Genomic DNA, 20,671 nt, shown 5'->3' with positions numbered 1-20,671 from the left:
CGTAGACTGACAACGTGCCCCGATCCGCAGCAACCCGAACAGCCTACAGCGCCCTCGCTTCCGCGAGCCGGGTGCGTCTGCTCGACGCGATTCGTACCGGTGAGCAGGCCCTGACAGCGGTCGAATTGGCCGGCCGCCTGGGCCTGCAGTTGAGCACTGTCCGGTTCCATCTAAAGGAATTGGTCCGTGCAGCGCTCATTGAAGCTGTCCGGGATGCCGCACACCGCCGCGGACGGCCGCAATTGCGCTACCGGGCTTTCCACCGGGCCCCGGATTCGGGTGGCTATCATCTGCTGGCCGAGATACTGGCCCAGTCCCTCACGGATCATTCCGCCGATTCGCCGGGGACAAAGGCCAAATCCGCAGGGGTCCGCTGGGCCCGCCGGCAAATGGAGACCAGAGCCGCGGACCAGCGATATGAGGCCCCGGACGTGCGGCAGTCTGCAGCCGCCACCGTTGCCTTCTTCGCCGAACTTGGCTTCGAACCGGAACTGGATCCGTCCGCACCCTCAGACACCGCAGAATCGTTGATCCACCTTCATGCGTGCCCTTTCGCCGCCATGGCCAAGGCCCAGCCGGACATTGTCTGCGCGGCTCATCTGGGAGTTCTCGACGGTTATTTGGAAGGTCTCGGCGCCGACGGGGCCAAGACCCGCCTGCAGCCCTGGGTATCACCCGGAACGTGCCTGGCCGCAATCTCGTTGCCGACACGTTCTGCCGTCACTTTACCCCCGTCGAATTCCCCAGGTGAATGGAAATGATGTTCCAGTTGGTAGTCCTGAGCGCAATACCTTTTATCTGGTTCGGTATGGTGGGCGCAATTTCGTTTCCTGAAACTCCGCTGAAATTCCGAGCTCATGGCATGACCGTGGCACTGGGTGAAGGAATCGGAAAGATCGTCTTCAAGATCCTCAACCGCATCGAGGCCGTCTTCGCGATCGGCCCGCAGGTTCTGGTGCTCCGACCCAGCATGGCCAAACGAACAGCCGTTGCGGCACTGGATCCGGACCCCGCGGCAACACAGACAAGTTTCGCTGCAGCTGTGATTACCTTGGCGGCCCCTGCTCCTGTCGCTAAGAAAGCGACAGGAGCGCATTTGAGCTACGTGGCGACCGAGCTGATTAAGTTCGTGGCACTGCCCATTGCCGGTATCACCGTCTTCCCGGCGGCCCTCTGATGGTCCAGGCCGCTGCCGAAAATACCGACGACGAGTCAACAGTGAAAGCTGATCTCTGCGACCGCTCGGATGTCATAAGGCTTGTCAGCACCTTTTACCAGCGGGCCTTTGCCGATCCGCTGCTGGGACCGGTCTTTCTGGATGTGGCGCGCATGGACCTGGAAAAGCACATGCCAATAATGGCTGACTTTTGGGAAACCGTTCTGTTCCAGGCCGGCTTATACCGACGGAACGCGCTGGCGGTGCACTTGGACCTCAATGCCAAGGTGGAACTGACAGCAGGACACTTCGACCGTTGGCTTGAACTTTGGACCAGGACGGTGGACGATCTCTACGTCGGCGGGAAAGCAGAGCTGGCAAAACTCCAAGCGGGCCGAATCGCCGGGTCCATCCACCGCAGGGTCCGCGGTAAAAGCCCCAGCGATCTAACAACTATCAGCACGATCAGACCCACAGTGAGTACCACCAAGGCCGGGCCCGACGATTCCCTGCCGAGCGCCCCCGGCTACGCTGGCTAGACCTGGGCGGCCCGGCCGCTGTGGATTCTTTCCAGGATCGCGGCCTTGAGATTCTCCGGTGCCGCTTCCTTACAGGAGCGCCTGACCACGGAACGGATCACACACTCCAGGTCATATTCCTGTGCACAGTCCGGGCAGCTGTCCAGGTGCTCTTTGATTTCGGCAAGATCGTCACAGGACAGCGCGCCGTCCAGATATTCATAGATCCGCACCATGCGCGAATCGTCGCAATCACCCAAACTCCGGCAGTCGCTCATTTAATTTTCTCCTGATCATTGCTTCCCGTACCGCTGACGGTGCTCACCGGCGCAACGGCGGGTGGGGCCGCAGCGGTATCTGTAGTCTGGGCGTCCGCGGCCCTCCCGGCAGACCCGGGACCATTTGCGCGGAAGCCGCGCTCCTGCGCATAATCGCCGAGCATGTCCCGCAGAAGCTTGCGACCACGGTGCAGCCGGGACATGACAGTGCCGATCGGCGTGTTCATAATGTCCGAAATCTCTTTGTACGCAAAACCCTCAACATCTGCGAAATATACCGCCAGTCTGAATTCCTCCGGGATGGACTGCAGGGCACGCTTCACATCACTGTCCGGCAGATGGTCCATGGCCTCCGCCTCGGCCGAACGCAGCCCCCGTGAGGTATGCGACTCGGCCCGGGCCAGCTGCCAATCCTCAACCTGATCCGAATTGGACTGCAATGGCTCCCGCTGACGTTTGCGGTAGAGGTTGATGTACGTGTTAGTGAGGATGCGATACAACCATGCCTTGAGGTTGGTTCCGGGCCGGTATTGGTGGAACGCGGAAAACGCCTTGGTATAAGCCTCCTGCACCAGATCCTCAGCATCCGAGGGATTCCGGGCCATCCGCATGGCCGCCGAATACAGCTGATCCACATACTGCATGGCATCGCGTTCGAACCGGATGCGGCGCGCCTCCGCGGACTCCGTGGAGACATCAACGGATCCCTCGGCCAGCTGCGCAGGGGTCAACTCAGCCGCCGTACCCGTATCGTTTCCGGTGGCCAGCGTATTGGCATGTTCGGTGCTATTCATCAGGGCCAAGTCTACTGGTACCGGCTGTACAGTTGTCGGCCCGCTTGGTCCCGGCCACGCGCCGGCTGTCGGCCGGTCCGCCAAAACTAAAGTGCTCATTGGTCCTTCCCATGCTGGTCTCTTTTGTTTCAACCAGCCTGCGCCCTGCGGTATTCCGAGTTTTACCATGGGTGCTCCTTCACGCCAGGCGATTCCACCGGCAAAACCCTTGCCAAACGGATTCGGCGGGAGAAAGCTGGGCTCGGGGGCTCATCGAGGCAGGAGACGAAAATGCAGGACAACGCGAAAACCAGCAGCAACCGTCCCGAAGTGAAACTTAAGCGCCATTTGGGTCCGATCGGTTTGCTCTTTGCCGCGATCGGTTCGATTATTGGATCCGGCTGGCTGTTCGGGGCCTTTAACGCATCTGTGATCGCCGGACCGTCGGCCATCTTTTCCTGGCTCATTGCCGGTCTGATGATCATGCTGATCGGTCTGTGCTATGCGGAGCTCGGGCCGATGTTCCCAATCTCCGGCGGCGTGGTCCGCTACCCCCATCTGGTGTGGGGCTCCTTCGGCAGCTACTCGTTGGGCTTCATCACGTGGATTTCCTCCGCCGCCGTACCGGCCATCGAGGTTGAGGGTGCCCTGACCTACGCCACAAAATTTGGTGCATTCACGGTAAAGAACGAGGTCGGCGGCACCGTCGTGCACACCCTGACACCTATCGGAATTGTGATCGCCATCATTCTGATGGCTATTTTTGTGGTTATTAACTGGTTTGGCGTCCGACTCTTCGCCCAGGTCAATAACGTGTTGGTCTGGTGGAAACTCGCCATTATTATTCTGGTCATCGCGACGTTCCTGATCACCGCCCTGGGTACCACATCGATGGGCAGCCCGAACAATTTCACCTCCCACGGATTTGCCCCGGGCGGCATTGCCGGCGTATTCATCGCCGTTTCCACCGCCGGAATCACCTTTTCCTACCTCGGCTTCCGGCAGGGGATCGAGCTTGCCGGGGAGACTACAAATCCTAAGCGCAATATCCCGCTGGCCATCATCGGATCCGTGCTGATCACCTCCATCATCTACGCACTGCTCCAGGTTGCTTTCACCCTTGGCGTCCCGGAGCGAGTGCTCGGCGACTCCGGCAGCTGGGCCAATCTCGTGTTCCAAAACGACTTCGGACCACTCGCCGCGCTGGCAGAATTAGGTGGCCTGACCTGGCTCGCCTACCTTCTGTATGCGGACGCAATAATTTCCCCGGCCGACACCGGGCTCGTCTACACCACCATCGCTTCCCGCGTTTCCTACGCGATGGGCCGCAACGGCAACTCCCCCCGCTGGTTGGCCACAAACAACAAGCAGGGCGTGCCGTACTGGTCGCTGGTGGTCACCTTTATCGTCGGCATTATCCTGCTGCTGCCGTTCCCAAGCTGGCAGCAGCTGGTCGGCTTTATCACCAGCGCGACCGTCATTTCGTTCGGCTCCGGGCCGTTGGTCCTGGCGATCCTGCGCCGTCAGATGCCCGAGCTGGTCCGGCCCTTCCGTCTGCCCGGCGGGGACATCATCCCGCTGCTCGCGTTCTACAGCGCTAACATGATCGTTTTCTGGGGCGGCTGGTCAACGAATCTGAAGCTGTTCGCCACCATTATCATCGGCTACGTGCTGCTGGTGTTCTTCCAGCTGGTCGGTGACCGGAAGCTCAAACCATCCCTCCATTTCAAGACCGGAGCAATCTGGGTCCTTCCCTGGTTTGTGGCCATGGCGCTGGTCAGCTGGCTGATGGACCCCAAAACGCATCCCGACATGTTTGGCTGGGTTTTCCTTATCAATGCAGGCATCAGCGTGGCGATCTTCTACCTGGCGGTCCGGGTGCACCTGCCGATCGAGCAGATCCGCCGTTACATGGCGGAGGCTGAGAACGAGTCCGAGGAGGAAGAGGAATTGATGGGCACGGGCCTCTAAAAGCCCCATGCCCGGGCACATGGCCCGGGATGCCCGTAGGTGAGCGGCGGGAGAGTTTTGGTCGTACGCCAGCGAACGGCTTCTCATGGTCCAGCCGACGAGTCACCGCGCCCGGGGGAATGCCCCGACTCCTGCAATTGCGGAATCGGTCGTCCGGATCCCTCATTACGGCAGACCAGGGATAGCCCGGTCGCCACTCAGATACTGCCCCATCCGGATAAACCCGTTCTCTTCCAGGGCCTCACCTGAGCTGAAACAACGTCCCGGCAAGGGCTCTGCTCACACTGCAGCCCCGGCTACCTCTGAATTGGAAAAGAGCCGGGACCTGGCTAAAGGAATGTGGAGAGCAGCAGCGTCAGCAGCAGACCAACAGCGGAAATAATGGTCTCCATCACCGACCAGGTCTTGAGCGTTTGCCCCACAGTCAGCCCGAAGTATTCCTTGACGAGCCAGAATCCGGCATCATTGACATGCGAAAAGAACAGTGACCCGGCTCCCACAGCCAGAACCACCAGCGAAAGCTGTACCGGTGACAGCCCGGCAGCCAACGGGGCAATGATGCCTGCGGCCGTCACCGTGGCCACCGTAGCAGAGCCGGTGGCGAGCCGGATCAGGACCGCAACCATCCAGCCGAGCAGCAGCGCCGAAAGGCTAGCCGCGATGGCGATTTTCGCAATCGCTGTTCCCGTTCCGCCATCGACCAGTACCTGCTTGAAGCCACCGCCTGCGCCGACAATTAACAGGACCCCGACGATCGGCAGCAGACTCTGACCGATCTTCCTGGTCAGAGTCGACAGCGAGAAGCCCACTGCTGTCCCGAAGGTCACCATGGCCAGCAGTACGGCCGCCAGCAGCGCGAAGACCGGATCCCCCAATGAAGTCCAGCAGGGGGCGGATTGCAGCCCCCTTATCCAGCCAGATATCGGCGGCGGCCTTAATGAGCATCAGGACCAGCGGGGAGAGCAGGGTAATCAGCGTCCAGGTGAATGTTGGACTCGACGTCGCCTCGGGGTCCTGCGCCCGGGTCGCTGAGCCCGGCCCGCCGTCGCTCTCCTGCGGTAAGCCGTTTCCGACGGTTGTTGCAGGACCCTTTCGGCCGTTGCCGGCAGCGCCGGCTTTGACAGCGCCTCCATTGACAGCGCCACCATTGGCAGCAGAGGAGGTTCCGCCGGTGGAACCCGTCATTGCCAAGCCGGCACCGGCAGCACCTACCGGTACCATCTTCGCTGCCAGCCTGCCGAACAGCGGGCCCGCGATGATCACAGTCGGTATTGCCACCAGCAGGCCCGGGGCCAGGGTGATCCCAACGTTGGCGTGCAAAATCCCGATTGCGGCCAGCGGTCCCGGGTGCGGCGGGATGAAACCGTGCAGCACGGACAGTCCTGCCAACGCCGGGATTCCCAGCCGCATTGCCGGCCCCTTGGCCCGCTGCACGGCCAACATCACTACGGGAATCAACAGGACAAGGCCGATCTCGAAGAACATTGGGATGTCGATAATGCCGGCGATCAGGGCCATCTTCCACGGCAGTGTGGCCGGCCGGCCGTGCAGAAGGGTGTCCACCACTTCATCCGCGCCGCCGGAATCGGCGAGCAGTTCTCCGAGCATCGCACCCAGCGCGATCAGCACGCCCACATAGCCCAGAACTCCACCGACTCCGTTCTCATAGGAGGTGGTGACTTTTTTCCAGCGAGATTCCGGAACCAATGCCGACAAAGAGCGCACCAATGGTCAGGGCCAGGACTGCGTGCAGCTTTGCCCAGACAATCAGCAGGACCACTATGGCGATCCCGATCGCGGCAATAACAAGCACCTGCGTGTCATGGCTGCTCTACGGCTCGTTCATCTTATCCGTAGTGGCATCGGCCGCAACGCGGCCCAGCCGCGCAGCGCCCATGCCGCCGAGGGCGTGCAGAGTTTCGAGTCCTCCGCTAATGGCCATGATTCTCCTCATCCGCCCGGCCGGCCAGGCCAAGCTCCGCAATGATTTCCCCGGCAATGACACCCGGGGTTGGACCCACATTGATCCGAATTTCCGGTTCGTCCGACTCCGGTTCCTCCAGATCCGCGAACTGACTGTCCAGCAGACTCATCGGCATGAAGTGCCCGCGCCGAACGGCCAGCCGGGCCGTAATAGTTTCTTTGCTGCCGCTGAGAAAGACGAAGACGACGCCGGAACCACGCCTGTTGATCGCGTCCCGGTACGAACGCTTAAGGGCCGAACAGGTGATGATTCCGTCCTGTCCATCGTCAAGGGTCTCCTCGACCCAATCCGCAACCTTGGCCAGCCAGGGCCAGCGGTCCTCGTCCGTGAGCGGCTCGCCGGCCGCCATCTTCTGCACGTTGGCGTCCGGATGCAGCGAGTCCCCCTCCTCAAACGCCCAGCCGAGCTGTCCGGCCAGCAAGGCGGCGACGGTGGACTTGCCGCACCCCGCCACACCCATCAGCACAAGCACGATGGGCCTTCCGGCAGGACTGCCGGCAGCGTCCGGGGCAGGACTGCCGGCAGCATCCGGGGCAGGACTGTCGGGGGCAGACGGGACGAGCGGTAACGGAGCCATGGAACCATCCTGCCAGCCGGACATGACATTGTCAGCAACCTTCCAAAGTCATCCGGCCGCGATATTGCCGCATAAAGCGGCCAAAAGTGCCAGACTAAGAGAATGCAGGACCGCCGGTGGACTTTGCAGTGGTTTATGGCCACCTGCGGTCCCGTGGCGCCATAATATTGAATTCGTATCCAGGAGGTTCGTTTTGTCTATTGTCCGTTTACTTGCCCGCCCGATGCTCGCTTCGTCTTTTATCCTCAGCGGACTGGATCGGCTCCGCCATGCGGACCAGACTGCCAAGCAGCTCTCCCCGGTGCTCAGCACGGCCGTTGCGGCTCTGCCCTTCGCAACGGATGAGAAAATGCTGGCCCGCGTCATCGGCGGAACTCAGCTCGGCGCAGGAGTGATGCTCGCAGCTGGTAAGTTCTCCCGGCTCTCTGCACTCCTGCTGACGCTGACCTCAACCCTCAATGCCGTCGTCGAATACCGCACTGCGGATTCCAGCACGTCTGAAGGCCGCACCCAGCGCCGTCATCAGCTGCTGAAAAACGTATCACTGGCCGGCGGCATGCTCTTGGCTGCCGTCGATACTGCAGGCAAGCCGGGCTTGGCTTGGCGCGCGGGCCACTTGGCGGAGGCCGGGAAGAAGAACACCCGCAAGCAGCTCAAGCACGCCGACAAGGCCGTCCGCCGCGTGGCCAACGAAGTGACGGGCTCTTAGCTCTTCATGGCTTCCCCCTTCCCCGCCGCTCCCGCCGACCTGCACGCACAGCACTCCCAGCACGCAGTGTCGGACGCCAAACCCTCCGAAACCGCTGCGCCGGATGATGCTGCCGGCGCAGCGCGGATCGAGGGCCGTTGGACGGCCCCGCACGCGCTGCGGCCGGTGGACGCAACGCTGACGGTGCCGGGGTCCAAATCCCTGACCAACAGGTATTTGGTGCTCGCGGCGCTGGCGGACGGGCCGTGCCGGCTCCGTGCGCCACTGCATTCACGCGATTCCGCCCTGATGATCGCTGCGTTGCGCCAGCTGGGCGCCGTCATTGAGGAGCTCGACGGCGGCGGACAGTTCGGTCCAGACCTGCACGTTACGCCGATGCCCGCGGATGCCGTACTGACCGCCGGAGCGGCGATCGATTGTGGACTCGCCGGCACCGTGATGCGCTTCGTCCCCCCGGTTGCCGCGCTCGCCACCGGCAGCGTCGCGTTCGACGGCGATCCGCAGGCGCGCGAGCGTCCAATGGGTCCGGTTCTAAACGCTCTGCGGGACCTGGGCGTGGACATAGCCGGCCAGTGCGCCCCGCAGGCGATGCCGTTCAGCATCAATGCCACCGGCCGTGTCCACGGCGGCCACCTGCTCGTCGATGCCAGCGGCTCGTCACAGTTCATCTCGGCCTTACTGCTGGCCGCCCCCCGCTTCGAGGCGGGACTGCAGCTCGAACACGCCGGGAAACCTGTGCCCAGCCTCGATCACATTGCCATGACCGTGGACGTGCTGCGCGGTGTTGGCGTGGCGGTTGATGACTCCGTACCCGGCCGGTGGACGGTACTGCCCGGTCCGATCCGGGCCTTCGATGTCGTCATTGAACAGGACCTCTCCAACGCCGGCCCTTTCCTTGCCGCCGCCCTCGCCACCGGTGGAACGGTACGCATCCCCGGCTGGCCCTCCCCCACCGCGCAGGTAGGGGATAAATGGCGGGACATCCTGGTGAAATTCGGCGCCGCTGTTTCGCTCGCGGATGGTGTCCTCACGGTGACCGGCGGCGAAACCATCAACGGGGTGGAGCTGGCAGATACCAGCGAGCTGGCCCCCACCGTTGCAGCACTGTGCGCATTGGCCACCGGTCCATCCCGGCTCACCGGCATTGCGCACCTGCGCGGCCATGAAACCGACCGTCTGGCCGCGCTCGCCGCGCAGATCAATGCACTGGGCGGCTCCGTCGTGGAAACTCCGGACGGGCTGGGCATCACTCCCGCGCCCCTTCATGGCGGACTCTTCCACACCTATGCCGACCATCGGATGGCCACCGCCGGGGCCATCATAGGTCTGGTAGTACCGCGGGTCGAAGTGGAAGACATCGGAACCACAGCCAAGACGATGCCGGAATTCCCGGTCCTCTGGGAGGCACTGCTGACCCGTCCGGACCGCTCCATCCCCAGCGCCACCCGATGACCCGAAGCACGCGGGACTGGGACGAATCCGATGTCCGGATCCGCCCCAACAAGAAGGGCAGCCGGCCGCGCACCAAGGACCGTCCGGCCTACGACGAAGCCGTGGTTGGCCGCATCATCACCGTGGACCGCGGCCGCTATACCGCCATTGTGGATGAGGACACCAGCACCGAACGCACGCTGACCGCGGCACGGGCGAGGGAATTACGCCGTAATCCTGTGGTGGCGGGGGATTTTGTCGCCCTCGTGGGCGATACTACGGGCGCACCGGACACATTGGCCCGGCTGGTGCGGGTGGAAGCACGCCGAACCGTGCTGCGTCGCAGCGCCGACGACACCGACCCGATCGAGCGGATCGTGGTGGCGAACGCTGATCAGCTGGTGATCGTTGTGGCCGCCGCCAATCCGGAGCCACGCACCGGATTCATCGATCGTGCCCTGGTTGCCGCCTACGACGCCGGCATTGCCCCGCTGCTGCTGGTCACCAAGGCGGACGTTAAAGATCCCGCCGAGCTCTTAGCCAACTACGCCTACCTGGACATGACCGTAGTTGTGAGCCGCACTGCCGCGGACGCCGCCTCCGGGATTGATGCCCGCAGCGACGACGGCCTGTCAGCACGTCTGGCCGGCACGGCCGTCGGGCAGCTTCGAGGGCACCTCGACGGCAAGGTTTCCGTAATGGTCGGCCATTCGGGCGTCGGAAAATCCACCATGGTCAATGCCCTGACCGGTTCGCAGCGGGCCACCGGCGGCGTCAACTCTGTCACCGGCCGCGGCCGCCATACCTCCTCATCAGCACTGGCACTGCGGCTGGCGGGCGGCTCCCCCGGCAGCTGGATCGTTGATACCCCGGGCATCCGGTCCTTTGGCCTGGCGCACGTGGATCCGGACCGGATACTGCAGGCATTTGACGACCTCCAACCCGGAACTGACGCGTGCGAGCGCGGCTGCAAACACGACGACGACGCAGTGAACTGCGGCCTGGATCCGTGGGTGGCCGGAGGGCACGCAGGCGACGCCGGTCCGGCCAGGCTCGCGTCCCTGCGCCGGCTGCTGAGCACCGGCACCCGTACCGAAGGCAGGGCGCAGGCCAAAGAGCTGGGCAGCATCGGTTAGGGCGCTGGCTTTACGTCCGCCCAGCCTCCCCTGCTGAGGAGGCAAAGAACGATAGCGTGAACCCATGACCCATGCCCCGCAAAGCTACAATGACGATCTTCGCCTTGCCCATGTACTGGCGGATTCGGTGGATTCACAGACCATGTCCCGATTCAAGGCGCTTGATCTGCAGGTGGAGACCAAACCGGATCTGACTCCCGTGACGGATGCGGACAAGTCAGCGGAAGATTCCATCCGCAGCCAGCTCTCCCGGGCCCGCCCACGCGATGCAGTATTGGGTGAGGAATTTGGCAGCAGCGGGCACGGCTCCCGGCGTTGGATCATCGATCCGATCGACGGCACCAAGAACTTTATCCGCGGCGTTCCCGTCTGGGCAACCCTGATTGCGCTCGTCGACGAAGGGCGCCCCGTCGTCGGACTTGTCAGCGCCCCGGCACTGGGAAAGCGCTGGTGGGCTGCGCAGGGCACCGGTGCCTACACCGGCAAATCGCTGGCAGCAGCCAGCAGGCTGCGCGTTTCCAATGTATCCGAGCTCTCCGATGCCTCCTTGTCGTACTCGTCCCTGTCCGGCTGGAAGGAAAGGGGCAACAGGGAGCAGTTCATTTCCCTCACGGACAAGGTCTGGCGCGCCCGGGCATACGGCGACTTCTGGTCCTATTGCCTGGTTGCCGAGGGAGCGGTGGACATCGCCTGCGAACCGGAGCTGAATCTGTATGACATGGCAGCCCTGGTCCCGATCGTAGTCGAGGCCGGCGGCCGGTTTACCTCGTTGGAAGGAGCCGATGGCCCCTTTGGCGGGAATGCGCTGGCCACCAACGGCATTCTCCATTCCGAAGTACTCCAGACGCTGAACCCTGACCACGACGACCTGCTCTAACGGTTGACCTGGGCGCTGGACGGAACACCAGTTGCGTCCGGCTGAACGCAACACCGCCTGTGACACTGGACGTAACCCAGCCCGTAACACTGGACGTAACACTTGCCGTAACACTGGCGGCGGTCGGAGGAACTTCATAGTCTTGTGGGCATAGGTCACGAGTGCCAGCGTTAAACCCCGGTTTGCTGGCCGGCAACCCTCCTTTCGCGGCGGGGTGCCCCGGGTGACGACCTGGCCGGACCGAAGCGGTCCCGGCAAGCGCGGACCCCGGTTCCGGCCGGGTCCCTCCTTTTGTGAGGTCACCATGAGTATTGCCGTCGTTAAACCCAGCTATTCCTCCTCCCCCGCCAGCGCAGCGGCTTCCCGCACGGGGGCTGCCACGGCGACGGCCGGCACCGGTCCGCTCCTGGCGGTCACCGGCCAGAATCTGCAGGCCCCGCTGATTCAGGGCGGGAGCGTCCGCTACGCTAACCTCGATTACGCGGCATCCGCCCCCGCGCTGTGCGACGTCGTGGATTATTTGGCACTGGTCCTGCCGTACTACGCCAGCGTCCACCGCGGGGCAGGATTCGCCTCTCAAGTGAGCACCTCGGTATACGAAAATGCCCGGGACACCGTTCGGGCATTCGTCGGCGGCAGGGCCGATGATGCCGTCATTTTCACCCGCAACACCACCGATTCGCTGAATCTCCTGGCCGGCTGCGTTGCGGACATCGTTGCGGACTCGAGTGCCGACGTCGTCTACCTGGATATTGAACATCACGCCAATCTGCTCCCGTGGCAGCGCCTGCCGCATCGCAGCGTACCGGCGGGGACCTCATTGGCGGCGACACTGGCGCGCCTTGAAACCGAATTCCAGGCCGGGAGTGTCGCATTGCTGGCAGTCACTGGCGCCTCCAACGTCACCGGAGAGATCCTGCCCATAGCGGCGCTGGCGGCGTTGGCGCACCGCTACGGCGCACGGATCGTTGTCGACGCCGCCCAGTTGGCCCCGCACCGAAAAATTAATATCGCGGCCGATGGCATCGACTACGTCGTCTTCTCCGGCCATAAGCTCTATGCGCCGTTCGGCAGCGGCGTCCTTGTCGGGCGCCCGGATTGGCTCGACGCCGGGCCGCCGCACCTCGCCGGCGGCGGCGCCGTCAAAGAAGCACGCCTCGATTCCGTTAGTTGGGCTACCGGGCCCGCACGGCACGAGGGCGGCTCCCCCAATGTCCTCGGTGCGGCGACGTTGGCTAAGGCAGCCGAAATCCTCGCTGTGCTGGATCCGCAGCAGCTGCAGGACCACGAAACGAACCTGCACCGGGAACTCGTCAATGGTCTGGAAGGCCTGCCCGGGGTCACGGTGCACCGCCTTTTCACCGATTCCGGCAAGTTCCCCGGGAGCGGAACCATCGCAGTCGTGAACTTCTCAGTCGCCGGCTATGACTCCGGTCTGGTCGCTGCCTATCTCTCCGCCGAGCACGGGGTCGGCGTACGCGACGGCAGGTTCTGTGCGCATCCGCTGCTGCGCCGGCTCGGGCTTCCGTCTGGTTCGCTGCGGGCCAGCTTCGGGGCCGGCTCCTGCACCGAGGACGCGCAGCGGCTCATCGCAGGCGTTGCTGCCCTACTGGAATCCGGCCTCGGTTGGGACTACGTGGTGGATTCGGGGCGCTGGGTGCCGGCAGACGACGCCCGCAGTTTCCCGCAATGGGCGCCGAACACCCCCGGTACCGCCGGCGCAGCACCCTGCAGCACGCAATGACGGACCCCCTTCGGGATTCGGTGCTGCATGGTGCATGGGATAAGGTTTTCCCGCAGGTTTCCTGCGATTTCGGTGTTCTCGCCGCATTCCAGCTTTCCTAAAGGAGCAGCAGCGTCATGGCAGCAGGCAACGGCGGTCCTCGCCTGGACAGCACACGCCGCAAGGAGCTCGCTGACAGCTTCCAGGACGGTGCGGATCATTATGAGCGGGTCCGACCGGGATACCCGCCGGAATCGCTGGACTGGCTCCTTGCGGGCACCGGCCTGAACACCGTGCTGAACACGGAATTATTGACCCCTGACCCGAACGCAGACGATTCGATGCTCGACGTCCTGGATCTGGGGGCCGGGACGGGTAAATACACCGCCCTACTGCTGGCGCGCGGACTCAATGTCATTGCGCTGGATCCCTCCCGCGACATGCTCATGCAGCTTCAGCGCCGCTATCCGGCGGTGCGGACCATGGTCGGTACCGCCGAACGCATCGACCTGCCGGATAGTTGCATGCATGTCGTCACCGCGGCCCAGGCCTGGCACTGGGTAGACCCGTTGGCGGCCAGTGCGGAGATCAGCAGGGTCCTGCGCCCCGGCGGCGTGCTGGGCCTTGTCTGGAATCAACTCGACGTCAGTGTGCCCTGGGTTCACCGGTTATCGAGAATTATGCATGCTGGCGATGTCCACAAACCGGGCTTCCGTCCACTGCTGGGCCCGGAATTCGGCCTGCCCAACGTGTCGGTGTCGCAATGGATCCAACCACTTACCCCGCTGGACCTGATGGAATTGGCAAAGTCCCGCAGCTATTACCTGCGGGCCAATGAAGACACCCGGGCAAAGGTGCTGGCCAATCTGCGCTGGTACCTCCTTGACCACCTTGGCCATGCCCCGGATGCTCTGCTGGAATTGCCGTATCTCACCCAGACCTGGCGCGCCGGGCCCCGCCGCTGATTTCGACAGATCAGCCCGCGAACCAGTATGGTTTCGGTATGCCTAACTTCTACTCTTCGGGCGTGCGAAGTCAGCTGAAAGGCTGGGCGTGAGCGTCACAAAGCGTGCGGTCAAATTGAGCGGATCCTGGACCCTCCTCGGACCTGCCTTCGTCGCTGCCATCGCTTACGTTGATCCGGGCAATGTCGCAGCGAACCTCACCTCCGGGGCGAAATACGGCTATCTGCTTGTCTGGGTGCTGGTGATTGCGAACCTGATGGCCATGCTCATCCAGTATCAATCCGCCAAGCTTGGCGTGGTCACCGGAAAGTCCCTGCCGGAACTGCTCGGCGCCCGGCTGGGGACCGGCAGCAGACGGGCCTTCTGGCTGCAGGCCGAGCTCGTGGCAATTGCCACGGACGTGGCGGAAGTGGTCGGCGGAGCCATCGCATTGAACCTGCTCTTCAACCTCCCGTTGCCCTTGGCAGGGCTCATAGTCGGTTTAGTGTCGATGGCCATGCTGGCGGTGCAGAACCGACGGAGCCAACGGACGTTCGAGTTCCTGATCATGTTCCTGCTGCTGCTGATCACGATCGGGTTCCTTGCCGGCCTGGTCGTCAGCCCACCCGAGCCCGCGGGGATGTTCGCCGGTCTCGTCCCCCGCTTCCAGGGCTCAGGTAGCGTGCTGCTGGCGGCCGGCATGCTCGGAGCGACGGTCATGCCACACGCAATCTACCTGCATTCGGCGTTGGCCCGGGACCGCCACGTCGACGCACACCGCTCGCCGGCCGCACTGGCGGGCGTCGTCAGGGCCACCCGCTGGGACGTCATCGGCGCACTTTCCCTCGCAGGCCTGGTCAACATAGGCATGCTTCTGCTTGCCGCATCCACCCTGCACGGACCAACGCCGTCTGGGTCTATGCTCCCCGGTGGCGCTGTGGCAACGGACACCATCGAAGGAGCCCATGCGGCCATCGTCGCCGGTCTCGGTCCGGTCATCGGCGTCATCTTCGCCGTCGGTCTGCTGGCCTCCGGTCTGGCTTCAACGTCCGTCGGCTGCTATGCCGGAGCCACCATCATGGGCGGTCTGCTGAAAATCCAATTTCCCCTGCTCGCGCGGCGGGTCGTCAGCCTGATTCCTGCGCTGGCCCTGCTGGCCATCGGCGTAGACCCAACGCAGGCACTGGTGATCAGCCAGGTGGCCCTCAGCTTTGGCATCCCCTTCGCACTCATCCCGCTCTTCCGGCTCACCGGAAACACATCGGTGATGGGCTCCTACCGGGACGGACCCGCACTGCGCTTCGCCGCCGTCGTCGCCGTTGTCCTGGTCATTGCCCTCAACGGCGTGCTGCTGTTTCTCACGCTCACTGGTCAAGGCTAACGCCGCAGATGATGAAGGTAACGTGGTAACTGTGAAACCGGCAGCTGTGAAACCGACCCCCACCTCCTCCAGCGTCGAGGACTATGTGAAGGTCATTTACGCCTTTACCGAATGGCAGGACAAACCGATTACGTCTACCCAACTGGCGACGCGGCTGGGGGTGGCGAATTCATCCGTCTCGGAAATGGTCCGCAAGCTCAAGGACCAGGGACTGGTTGATCATCAGCCGTACAGTGCCGTCCGCCTGACCGCCGAGGGCCAGTCGCTGGCCCTGTCCATGGTCCGCCGGCACCGTCTGCTGGAAACATATCTGGTGCAGGAACTTGGCTACAGCTGGGACGAGGTCCACGACGAGGCCGAGCTGCTGGAGCACGCCGTCTCGGATACCTTTATCGAACGCATGGATGCCAAGCTCGGCCGCCCGTCCCGTGACCCGCACGGCGATCCGATCCCGGCCGCCGACGGCAGCGTGACGATGCCGGCAGCGCATCGGATGAGCCAGCTCGACCCCGGACACAGCGGCCGAATCACCCGAATCAGCGACCACGATCCGGAGCTGCTGCGGTATCTTGACCAGCAGCGCATCGGGCTGGATGCGCCGATTCGCGTGCAGGGGCGCAAACCCTTTGGCGGCGCGCTCGTAGTGCGCGTCGGCACCGGACCGGCAGCCCGTGATTTCGATCTGACCGAGGAGGTCAGCGAGGCCCTGTGGGTCTCCCCCGAGGGAACGCATCCGGGCTGCACACTGACACGGACTACGTTGACCTGAATTCCGGGGCCCGCCGCTGTATAGACAATCCAAGTCCGGCATTGACGGCACTGACGACCGCCAGCACAACAGCCGGCGTCTGAAGCCCCGCGTCCGCCAGCGCGAGCGCAGCCAGCAGGAAAATCAGCAGCGCCGCTGGCGCCACCAGCGGCAGCGGTATCCGATACAACGCTCTCGGGGCAAGAAGAAGACTCCACACAACGACGACGGCAACGGGTAGCGAAATGCCAACAATAATGTTCCACGGCGGCGGGACTTTAAAACCCCAAAAGCTGAAGGCCGCCACCATCACGACTTCCAGCAGAAAGGACACGCTCAGGTTCACCCCGGTGAGAAAAGCCGGAGGTGAGGCAGCCCTGCGTCTGCTCATGGGGAGGTCCTTCCGAATGCATTGGCCACAATCGCCAAGCTTAGCAATGCCCCACAGCCGGTGTACCTCCAGCCATGACGGTTCCCTCTCTGACCTTCTATTGTGGAGGGATGAGTGCATCCCTGAAAACCACCCGCACCGTCGGATTGATGGCCGATCCCGGGTTGCCGAGCGCGCTGGCCTACCGGGTCCAGGGGACCCTGCCCGGGTTGCTGGCCTCAGCACTGGACTCGGGCGTGGAGTGGACCGTTGAAGTCGACGACCAGTCCCTGCCGCTGGACGCCAACGGCGAAGTCGAGTTGAATATGCACGCCGGCAGCGTTCGGGACCGTACCGGCTGGGATTACCTGGTCTATCTGACGGATTTGCCCAAGTACTCCAACGGCCGACCCATGCTCTCCAGCACCAATGTTGGCTATCGGTCGGCAATGATCGCCCTGCCGGCGTTGGGTGTTTTGCGCCTGAGCCGGGCCCGCCGCACGTTGCTGCAGACCATCGGGGTCCTGCACGAAGCAGACGACGCCCGGTCCTTGGGACAGGGACGGATTTCACAGGCCACTGCGTCAATCTCCGCGGAACAAACGCTGATCTCGGACCACGTAGACGAGAACTCTTATGAGACGCTCAAAGGAATCCGGGGCCGGCTGCAGCTCCTTGCGGGAATGGTCCGCGGAAACCGTCCATGGCGAATTGTCCCGGGTCTTTCCGGGGCGATGGCCGCAGCAATTGCAACCGGCGCCTTCGGCATTTTCTACACCAGCATCTGGAGCATGGCCGATTACCTCAGTCCTGCGCGCCTGGCCCTGATCAGCCTGCTGTCGGTGACCATAATGACCGTGTGGCTGATCACTCACAATAGTCTGTGGGAACGCCCTGTTGGAAACAAGAAGATCGAACGAGGGCTAAGCTACAACCTGGCCACATCGCTGACCATATCGATCGCCGTGACCTTCATGTACCTGGGCCTGTTCGTGGTGATCTTCCTGGGCGGGTTGATTGTCATCGATGACCAGTTCCTCTCCTTGCAGCTCAAGCACCCTGCGGGAATCCGTGACTACCTCAATCTCGCCTGGCTCTCCGCATCGCTGGGGACAATCGCCGGTGCCCTGGGCTCCAGCCTCGACGACGAAGACTCGGTCAGGAAAGCCACGTTCAGCTCCCGCGAATACGCCCGCCGTCAATTATCAAAAGCCGAGTCAGCAAGCCGCGACGAGGGCTAAGCGGACGCCCGGGCCCAAAAAGCCCGGGCGGTAAAGCGTCCCTAGCCTTCGCAGTCCCGGCAGTACAGTTTGCCGTTCTTTTCCCGGGCGACCTGGCTGCGGTGCCGGACCAGGAAACAGGAGGAGCAGGTGAATTCGTCATCCTGGGCAGGAATTACCTGCACAATGAGTTCTTCGCCGGAGAGATCGGCACCGGGCAAATCAATGCCTTCGGCCGTGTCAGAATCCTCAACATCTATATGAGCGGTCTGTGCGCCTCCGCGCTGGACCTGCAGAGCCTGCAAAGACTCGGTTCCATTGTCATCGTCTTTATTGCGTGGTGCGTCGTAATCCGTTGCCATGCGGTTTCTCAGACTCCTGATGTGCTCGTTTTTTTCGGCAGGTAATTCAGCGCCCCATACTAGCCGCTTAAGTGGGGAATTCAAGCCTTCTGGTTCAAATAATTGTCCAGACACCCCTGTAGGGGTCCATACCCCCGTCTCAACGTCCGGCCAAGGCCAAAGATTCCCCCTGATATCCGTGTTTACACCGTTCGCCTGTGTCGTTGGTCACTGCGCACCCGATGACCGGAAAACACGCGCAAAATGTTTGATTGGAGGACAGGTTCCGCTACATCGTCCGCATTCGTCCCGTGCTGCGAAGTACGCTTAGCATTGCGTACAGGTGCCCCGCACCGGCAGCACCAGAATCGCCCCCGCGAAAGGAACACACACTCATGGGAGCCGTAGAACTGATGCTGATCAGGCACGGAGAAAGCGTCGGCAACGTAGCCGCCACTGCCGCGCAGGCTGCGGGAGCCAAAGTCATTGACATGGCGCTCCGCGACGCGGATGTCCCGCTCAGCCCCACAGGCTTCCAACAGGCGCGGGCACTGGGCAAGTGGCTGGCGGCACTACCCGAGACCGAGCGCCCACAATCTCTCTGGTGCTCCCCGTACTTGCGTGCACAACAGACCGCCGAGGGCGCCGGCGCTACCGGTTTCCCAGGGGTCCGCGCCGGTGCTCAGGCCGGCATCCGGACCGACGAACGGCTGCGTGATCGTGAATTAGGGATCCTGGATCTGCTCACGCCCGCAGGTGCCCGTTCCCGCTACCCGGAAGAGTCGCGTAGGCGACAGTGGCTCGGCAAGTTCTACTACCGACCGCCCGGCGGCGAATCCTGGGCAGATGTAGCGCTCCGCCTGCGTTCGCTCGTTGCCGACCTGGACCGGCTCGAAGATGGCCGCCGCGTCGCGCTCTTCTGCCATGACGCCGTCATCCTGCTCATGCGCTACGTATGTGAGGGCCTCACCGAGGGAGAGTTGTTGGACGTGGCAGCGCGGACTGTTGTCCTCAACGGCTCGGTCACACGCCTCGTCCGGCCTTCCGGCAGTGGGCTCTGGCAGTCAGTTTCCTTCAGTGAAGTGACACATCTGGAGGCCGAGGGAACACCGGTCACAGTCCACGCCGGGGATACTGATGTCCAACCGAAATGAGTTAATAACCCCCGCGCTGCAGCGCGGCTGGAGGCTTTCCCAAGACGTCGCCGGAAAGGACGACCGCGGCACCGTGCTGGTCATCGGCGGCCCGGCCAGGACACCGGCGCCGCCGTTCTGGCGGGCCTGGCTGCGCTGCCGGCGGGCGCTGGATGACTCACCCTTCCGGTGGCGGTCAAGTGCGCGACATATTGGAGCCGGAACTCGTCCGGGCTGACGTCGTGGTTCTCGAACCAGGACTCGACGACGCCGAGCGGACCGTAGCACTGCTGCAGAATATTGCACGGCTGCTACGGGATGACACGTCCTTGGTCCTGGATGCCTTCGCGCTCGGCGTGCTCGTTGGCTTGGAACCGCTGTGCCGCGCATTGCCGGGAAATATGGGGCTGTCGTCACGCGGCAAGAGCTGATTGCCGCTCCTGACGGCACGACATGGGAAGTGGCCGCAGGCAACCCAGAACTGGAAACTTCGGGCAGCGGCGACGTATTGGCTGATGCCATTGCCGGATTCCTGCCCCGCAAGGCAGAACCAACACAGGCGGCCTGCTGGGCAACATACCTGCATGCGACGGCTGGCGACAGATTGGCCGCTACCGTCGGCCCAGTTAGTTTTCTGGCCCGGGAACTGCGGGACGCAATGCCAAAGGTACTGGCGGAACTCACTGTGTAGCTCGAACCCGACAGAACTAAATTTTTGTCGATGCCAAAGTTAAGGTCCCGGCATTTAGCAGCAAAGTACCGGTTACAGGCGCAGGCTTCAATACGAACATGGGCAGACATCAGGGTCGTACTAGTTACAAGCACTGCGAAGTGGCGTATCTTACAAGGACGGGCCTGCGGGACCGGATTCCAAAGTCTAAACCAGGCCAGTCGACCGTAGAGCTAGGGAGCCAATCATGCCTGACAAATCGCCTCACCATCACACCAAGAAGGCCGCCAAGAGCATCAAGGAAAAACGCGCTGAAAAGCGGACGAAAAACGGCACGGATGCCGTTCCGGACGCAGTGGCGCATATTAAGAAGCACTAACGGGTCGTTACTCGTGTCTGCGCTCCGGCTCTGCTTTCTGGAAGAAACAGGGTAGCCGGACTTGTTGGTGCTGCCTTACGCCAGCCAGTGGTGACGCCACCGATTCCGCACCGGCTGCCATTAGCTCGTTACTGACGGCAGTATTGCCCTGCCATTCCTCCTCTTTGGCTCGTTGTCAGGCCAGGGAGAGTGCGTGCGCTGGGCGAGCTCGTCGCTGGGTGGTGTGACTTCGCACGGGTTGGTCTTAGAAGGGTGGGGGTTGGGGGTTTTTGGTGTAGGTCCGGCCGGTGGGTGAGGTGTGGATGAAGGTGCCGGGGCTGGGTTGGGTGACGGTCCAGCCGGTGCCGGGGTT

The 20,671-nt window shown here is 63.0% G+C and carries 22 protein-coding genes, 1 pseudogene and 1 riboswitch; of the genes and pseudogenes, 17 read left to right on the top strand and 6 right to left on the bottom strand.

What is annotated here, in order from left to right; all coding sequences use genetic code 11:
• Positions 1 to 14 precede the first annotated feature (14 nt).
• The 3 genes from IV500_RS19585 to IV500_RS19575 are packed head-to-tail and all read left to right on the top strand — an operon-like array spanning position 15 to position 1,695.
• Positions 15 to 761, top strand: coding sequence for a helix-turn-helix transcriptional regulator (locus tag IV500_RS19585; protein ID WP_196398501.1), 747 nt, complete (start codon positions 15 to 17; stop codon positions 759 to 761).
• Positions 758 to 1,177 carry a hypothetical protein gene (locus IV500_RS19580; RefSeq protein WP_230855220.1) on the top strand — a complete coding sequence of 140 codons (420 nt, stop codon included), beginning with the start codon at positions 758 to 760 and terminating at the stop codon, positions 1,175 to 1,177. The genes IV500_RS19585 and IV500_RS19580 overlap by 4 nt, the downstream gene beginning before the upstream one ends.
• Positions 1,177 to 1,695, top strand: a complete 519-nt coding sequence (locus tag IV500_RS19575) for a group III truncated hemoglobin (RefSeq protein ID WP_230855219.1) — start codon at positions 1,177 to 1,179, stop codon at positions 1,693 to 1,695. Before IV500_RS19580 ends, IV500_RS19575 begins: the two co-directional genes overlap by 1 nt.
• Here the strand turns inward: IV500_RS19575 and rsrA are convergent.
• Both rsrA and IV500_RS19565 read right to left on the bottom strand, forming a co-directional pair.
• Complete coding sequence (gene rsrA, locus IV500_RS19570) at positions 1,692 to 1,952, bottom strand: mycothiol system anti-sigma-R factor (RefSeq protein ID WP_196398499.1); 261 nt, start codon at positions 1,950 to 1,952, stop codon at positions 1,692 to 1,694. The genes IV500_RS19575 and rsrA overlap by 4 nt on opposite strands.
• On the bottom strand, positions 1,949 to 2,746 hold the full coding sequence (locus tag IV500_RS19565) for a sigma-70 family RNA polymerase sigma factor (RefSeq protein ID WP_230855218.1): 798 nt from the start codon (positions 2,744 to 2,746) through the stop codon (positions 1,949 to 1,951). The genes rsrA and IV500_RS19565 overlap by 4 nt, the downstream gene beginning before the upstream one ends.
• Before the next feature lie 270 nt (positions 2,747 to 3,016).
• On the opposite strand from IV500_RS19565, the gene IV500_RS19560 reads away from it, so the two are divergent.
• Entirely contained in the window at positions 3,017 to 4,696 is a 1,680-nt protein-coding gene (locus IV500_RS19560; protein WP_196398498.1) for an APC family permease, read from the top strand.
• A gap of 329 nt (positions 4,697 to 5,025) precedes the next feature.
• On the opposite strand, the pseudogene IV500_RS19550 reads toward IV500_RS19560, so the two are convergent.
• A pseudogene (locus IV500_RS19550) lies at positions 5,026 to 6,509 on the bottom strand (GntT/GntP/DsdX family permease).
• A 118-nt stretch (positions 6,510 to 6,627) separates the two neighbouring features.
• Positions 6,628 to 7,257 carry a gluconokinase gene (locus tag IV500_RS19545; RefSeq protein WP_196398497.1) on the bottom strand — a complete coding sequence of 210 codons (630 nt, stop codon included), beginning with the start codon at positions 7,255 to 7,257 and terminating at the stop codon, positions 6,628 to 6,630.
• 193 nt (positions 7,258 to 7,450) lie between these two features.
• Between IV500_RS19545 and IV500_RS19540 the strand changes: the two genes are divergently transcribed.
• The 8 genes from IV500_RS19540 (at position 7,451) to IV500_RS19505 (ending at position 16,227) form a co-directional block, all read left to right on the top strand.
• Entirely contained in the window at positions 7,451 to 7,966 is a 516-nt protein-coding gene (locus tag IV500_RS19540) for a DoxX family protein (RefSeq protein WP_196398496.1), read from the top strand.
• A gap of 6 nt (positions 7,967 to 7,972) precedes the next feature.
• On the top strand, positions 7,973 to 9,418 hold the full coding sequence (aroA, locus tag IV500_RS19535; RefSeq protein WP_196398495.1) for a 3-phosphoshikimate 1-carboxyvinyltransferase: 1,446 nt from the start codon (positions 7,973 to 7,975) through the stop codon (positions 9,416 to 9,418).
• Positions 9,415 to 10,533, top strand: coding sequence for a ribosome small subunit-dependent GTPase A (rsgA, locus tag IV500_RS19530; RefSeq protein WP_196398494.1), 1,119 nt, complete (start codon positions 9,415 to 9,417; stop codon positions 10,531 to 10,533). Before aroA ends, rsgA begins: the two co-directional genes overlap by 4 nt.
• Positions 10,534 to 10,597: 64 nt before the next feature.
• Complete coding sequence (gene hisN / locus IV500_RS19525) at positions 10,598 to 11,410, top strand: histidinol-phosphatase (protein WP_196398493.1); 813 nt, start codon at positions 10,598 to 10,600, stop codon at positions 11,408 to 11,410.
• 153 nt (positions 11,411 to 11,563) lie between these two features.
• A riboswitch (SAM riboswitch) is annotated at positions 11,564 to 11,677 on the top strand.
• A gap of 37 nt (positions 11,678 to 11,714) precedes the next feature.
• Entirely contained in the window at positions 11,715 to 13,154 is a 1,440-nt protein-coding gene (locus IV500_RS19520) for an aminotransferase class V-fold PLP-dependent enzyme (protein ID WP_196398492.1), read from the top strand.
• Positions 13,155 to 13,270: 116 nt separating this feature from the next.
• Entirely contained in the window at positions 13,271 to 14,098 is an 828-nt protein-coding gene (locus tag IV500_RS19515) for a class I SAM-dependent methyltransferase (protein ID WP_196398491.1), read from the top strand.
• An 88-nt stretch (positions 14,099 to 14,186) separates the two neighbouring features.
• A complete protein-coding gene (locus tag IV500_RS19510; protein WP_196398490.1) occupies positions 14,187 to 15,458 on the top strand; it encodes an Nramp family divalent metal transporter in 1,272 nt (423 codons plus the stop codon).
• A 46-nt stretch (positions 15,459 to 15,504) separates the two neighbouring features.
• A complete protein-coding gene (locus tag IV500_RS19505) occupies positions 15,505 to 16,227 on the top strand; it encodes a metal-dependent transcriptional regulator (protein ID WP_196398489.1) in 723 nt (240 codons plus the stop codon).
• Here the strand turns inward: IV500_RS19505 and IV500_RS19500 are convergent.
• Positions 16,214 to 16,597 carry a YrdB family protein gene (locus tag IV500_RS19500; RefSeq protein WP_196398488.1) on the bottom strand — a complete coding sequence of 128 codons (384 nt, stop codon included), beginning with the start codon at positions 16,595 to 16,597 and terminating at the stop codon, positions 16,214 to 16,216. The genes IV500_RS19505 and IV500_RS19500 overlap by 14 nt on opposite strands.
• Before the next feature lie 110 nt (positions 16,598 to 16,707).
• On the opposite strand from IV500_RS19500, the gene IV500_RS19495 reads away from it, so the two are divergent.
• Complete coding sequence (locus IV500_RS19495; protein ID WP_196398487.1) at positions 16,708 to 17,817, top strand: hypothetical protein; 1,110 nt, start codon at positions 16,708 to 16,710, stop codon at positions 17,815 to 17,817.
• 41 nt (positions 17,818 to 17,858) lie between these two features.
• Here IV500_RS19495 and IV500_RS19490 read toward each other — a convergent pair whose 3' ends face one another.
• Positions 17,859 to 18,158 (bottom strand): DUF4193 domain-containing protein, encoded by a 300-nt coding sequence (locus IV500_RS19490; protein WP_196398486.1) that lies wholly within the window; start codon positions 18,156 to 18,158, stop codon positions 17,859 to 17,861.
• Positions 18,159 to 18,532: 374 nt separating this feature from the next.
• Between IV500_RS19490 and IV500_RS19485 the strand changes: the two genes are divergently transcribed.
• The 4 genes from IV500_RS19485 to IV500_RS22010 all read left to right on the top strand — a co-directional run bounded on the left by IV500_RS19485 (position 18,533) and on the right by IV500_RS22010 (position 20,319).
• The gene (locus tag IV500_RS19485; protein WP_196398485.1) at positions 18,533 to 19,291 is read left to right on the top strand and encodes a histidine phosphatase family protein; all 759 of its coding nucleotides are present in this window, start codon (positions 18,533 to 18,535) and stop codon (positions 19,289 to 19,291) included.
• Between the two features lie 152 nt (positions 19,292 to 19,443).
• Positions 19,444 to 19,701 carry a carbohydrate kinase family protein gene (locus IV500_RS21720; protein WP_230855217.1) on the top strand — a complete coding sequence of 86 codons (258 nt, stop codon included), beginning with the start codon at positions 19,444 to 19,446 and terminating at the stop codon, positions 19,699 to 19,701.
• Complete coding sequence (locus IV500_RS21715) at positions 19,650 to 19,961, top strand: NAD(P)H-hydrate dehydratase (RefSeq protein ID WP_312875996.1); 312 nt, start codon at positions 19,650 to 19,652, stop codon at positions 19,959 to 19,961. Before IV500_RS21720 ends, IV500_RS21715 begins: the two co-directional genes overlap by 52 nt.
• Positions 19,962 to 20,187: 226 nt before the next feature.
• Entirely contained in the window at positions 20,188 to 20,319 is a 132-nt protein-coding gene (locus IV500_RS22010) for a hypothetical protein (RefSeq protein ID WP_281064082.1), read from the top strand.
• The last annotated feature ends 352 nt before the right edge of the window (positions 20,320 to 20,671 follow it).

This window comes from Arthrobacter terrae, assembly GCF_015708085.1.
Lineage (GTDB): Bacteria > Actinomycetota > Actinomycetes > Actinomycetales > Micrococcaceae > Arthrobacter_M > Arthrobacter_M terrae.
The sequence above is the reverse complement of the archived record's forward strand: the minus strand, read 5'-3'. Positions and strand labels throughout refer to the sequence as shown.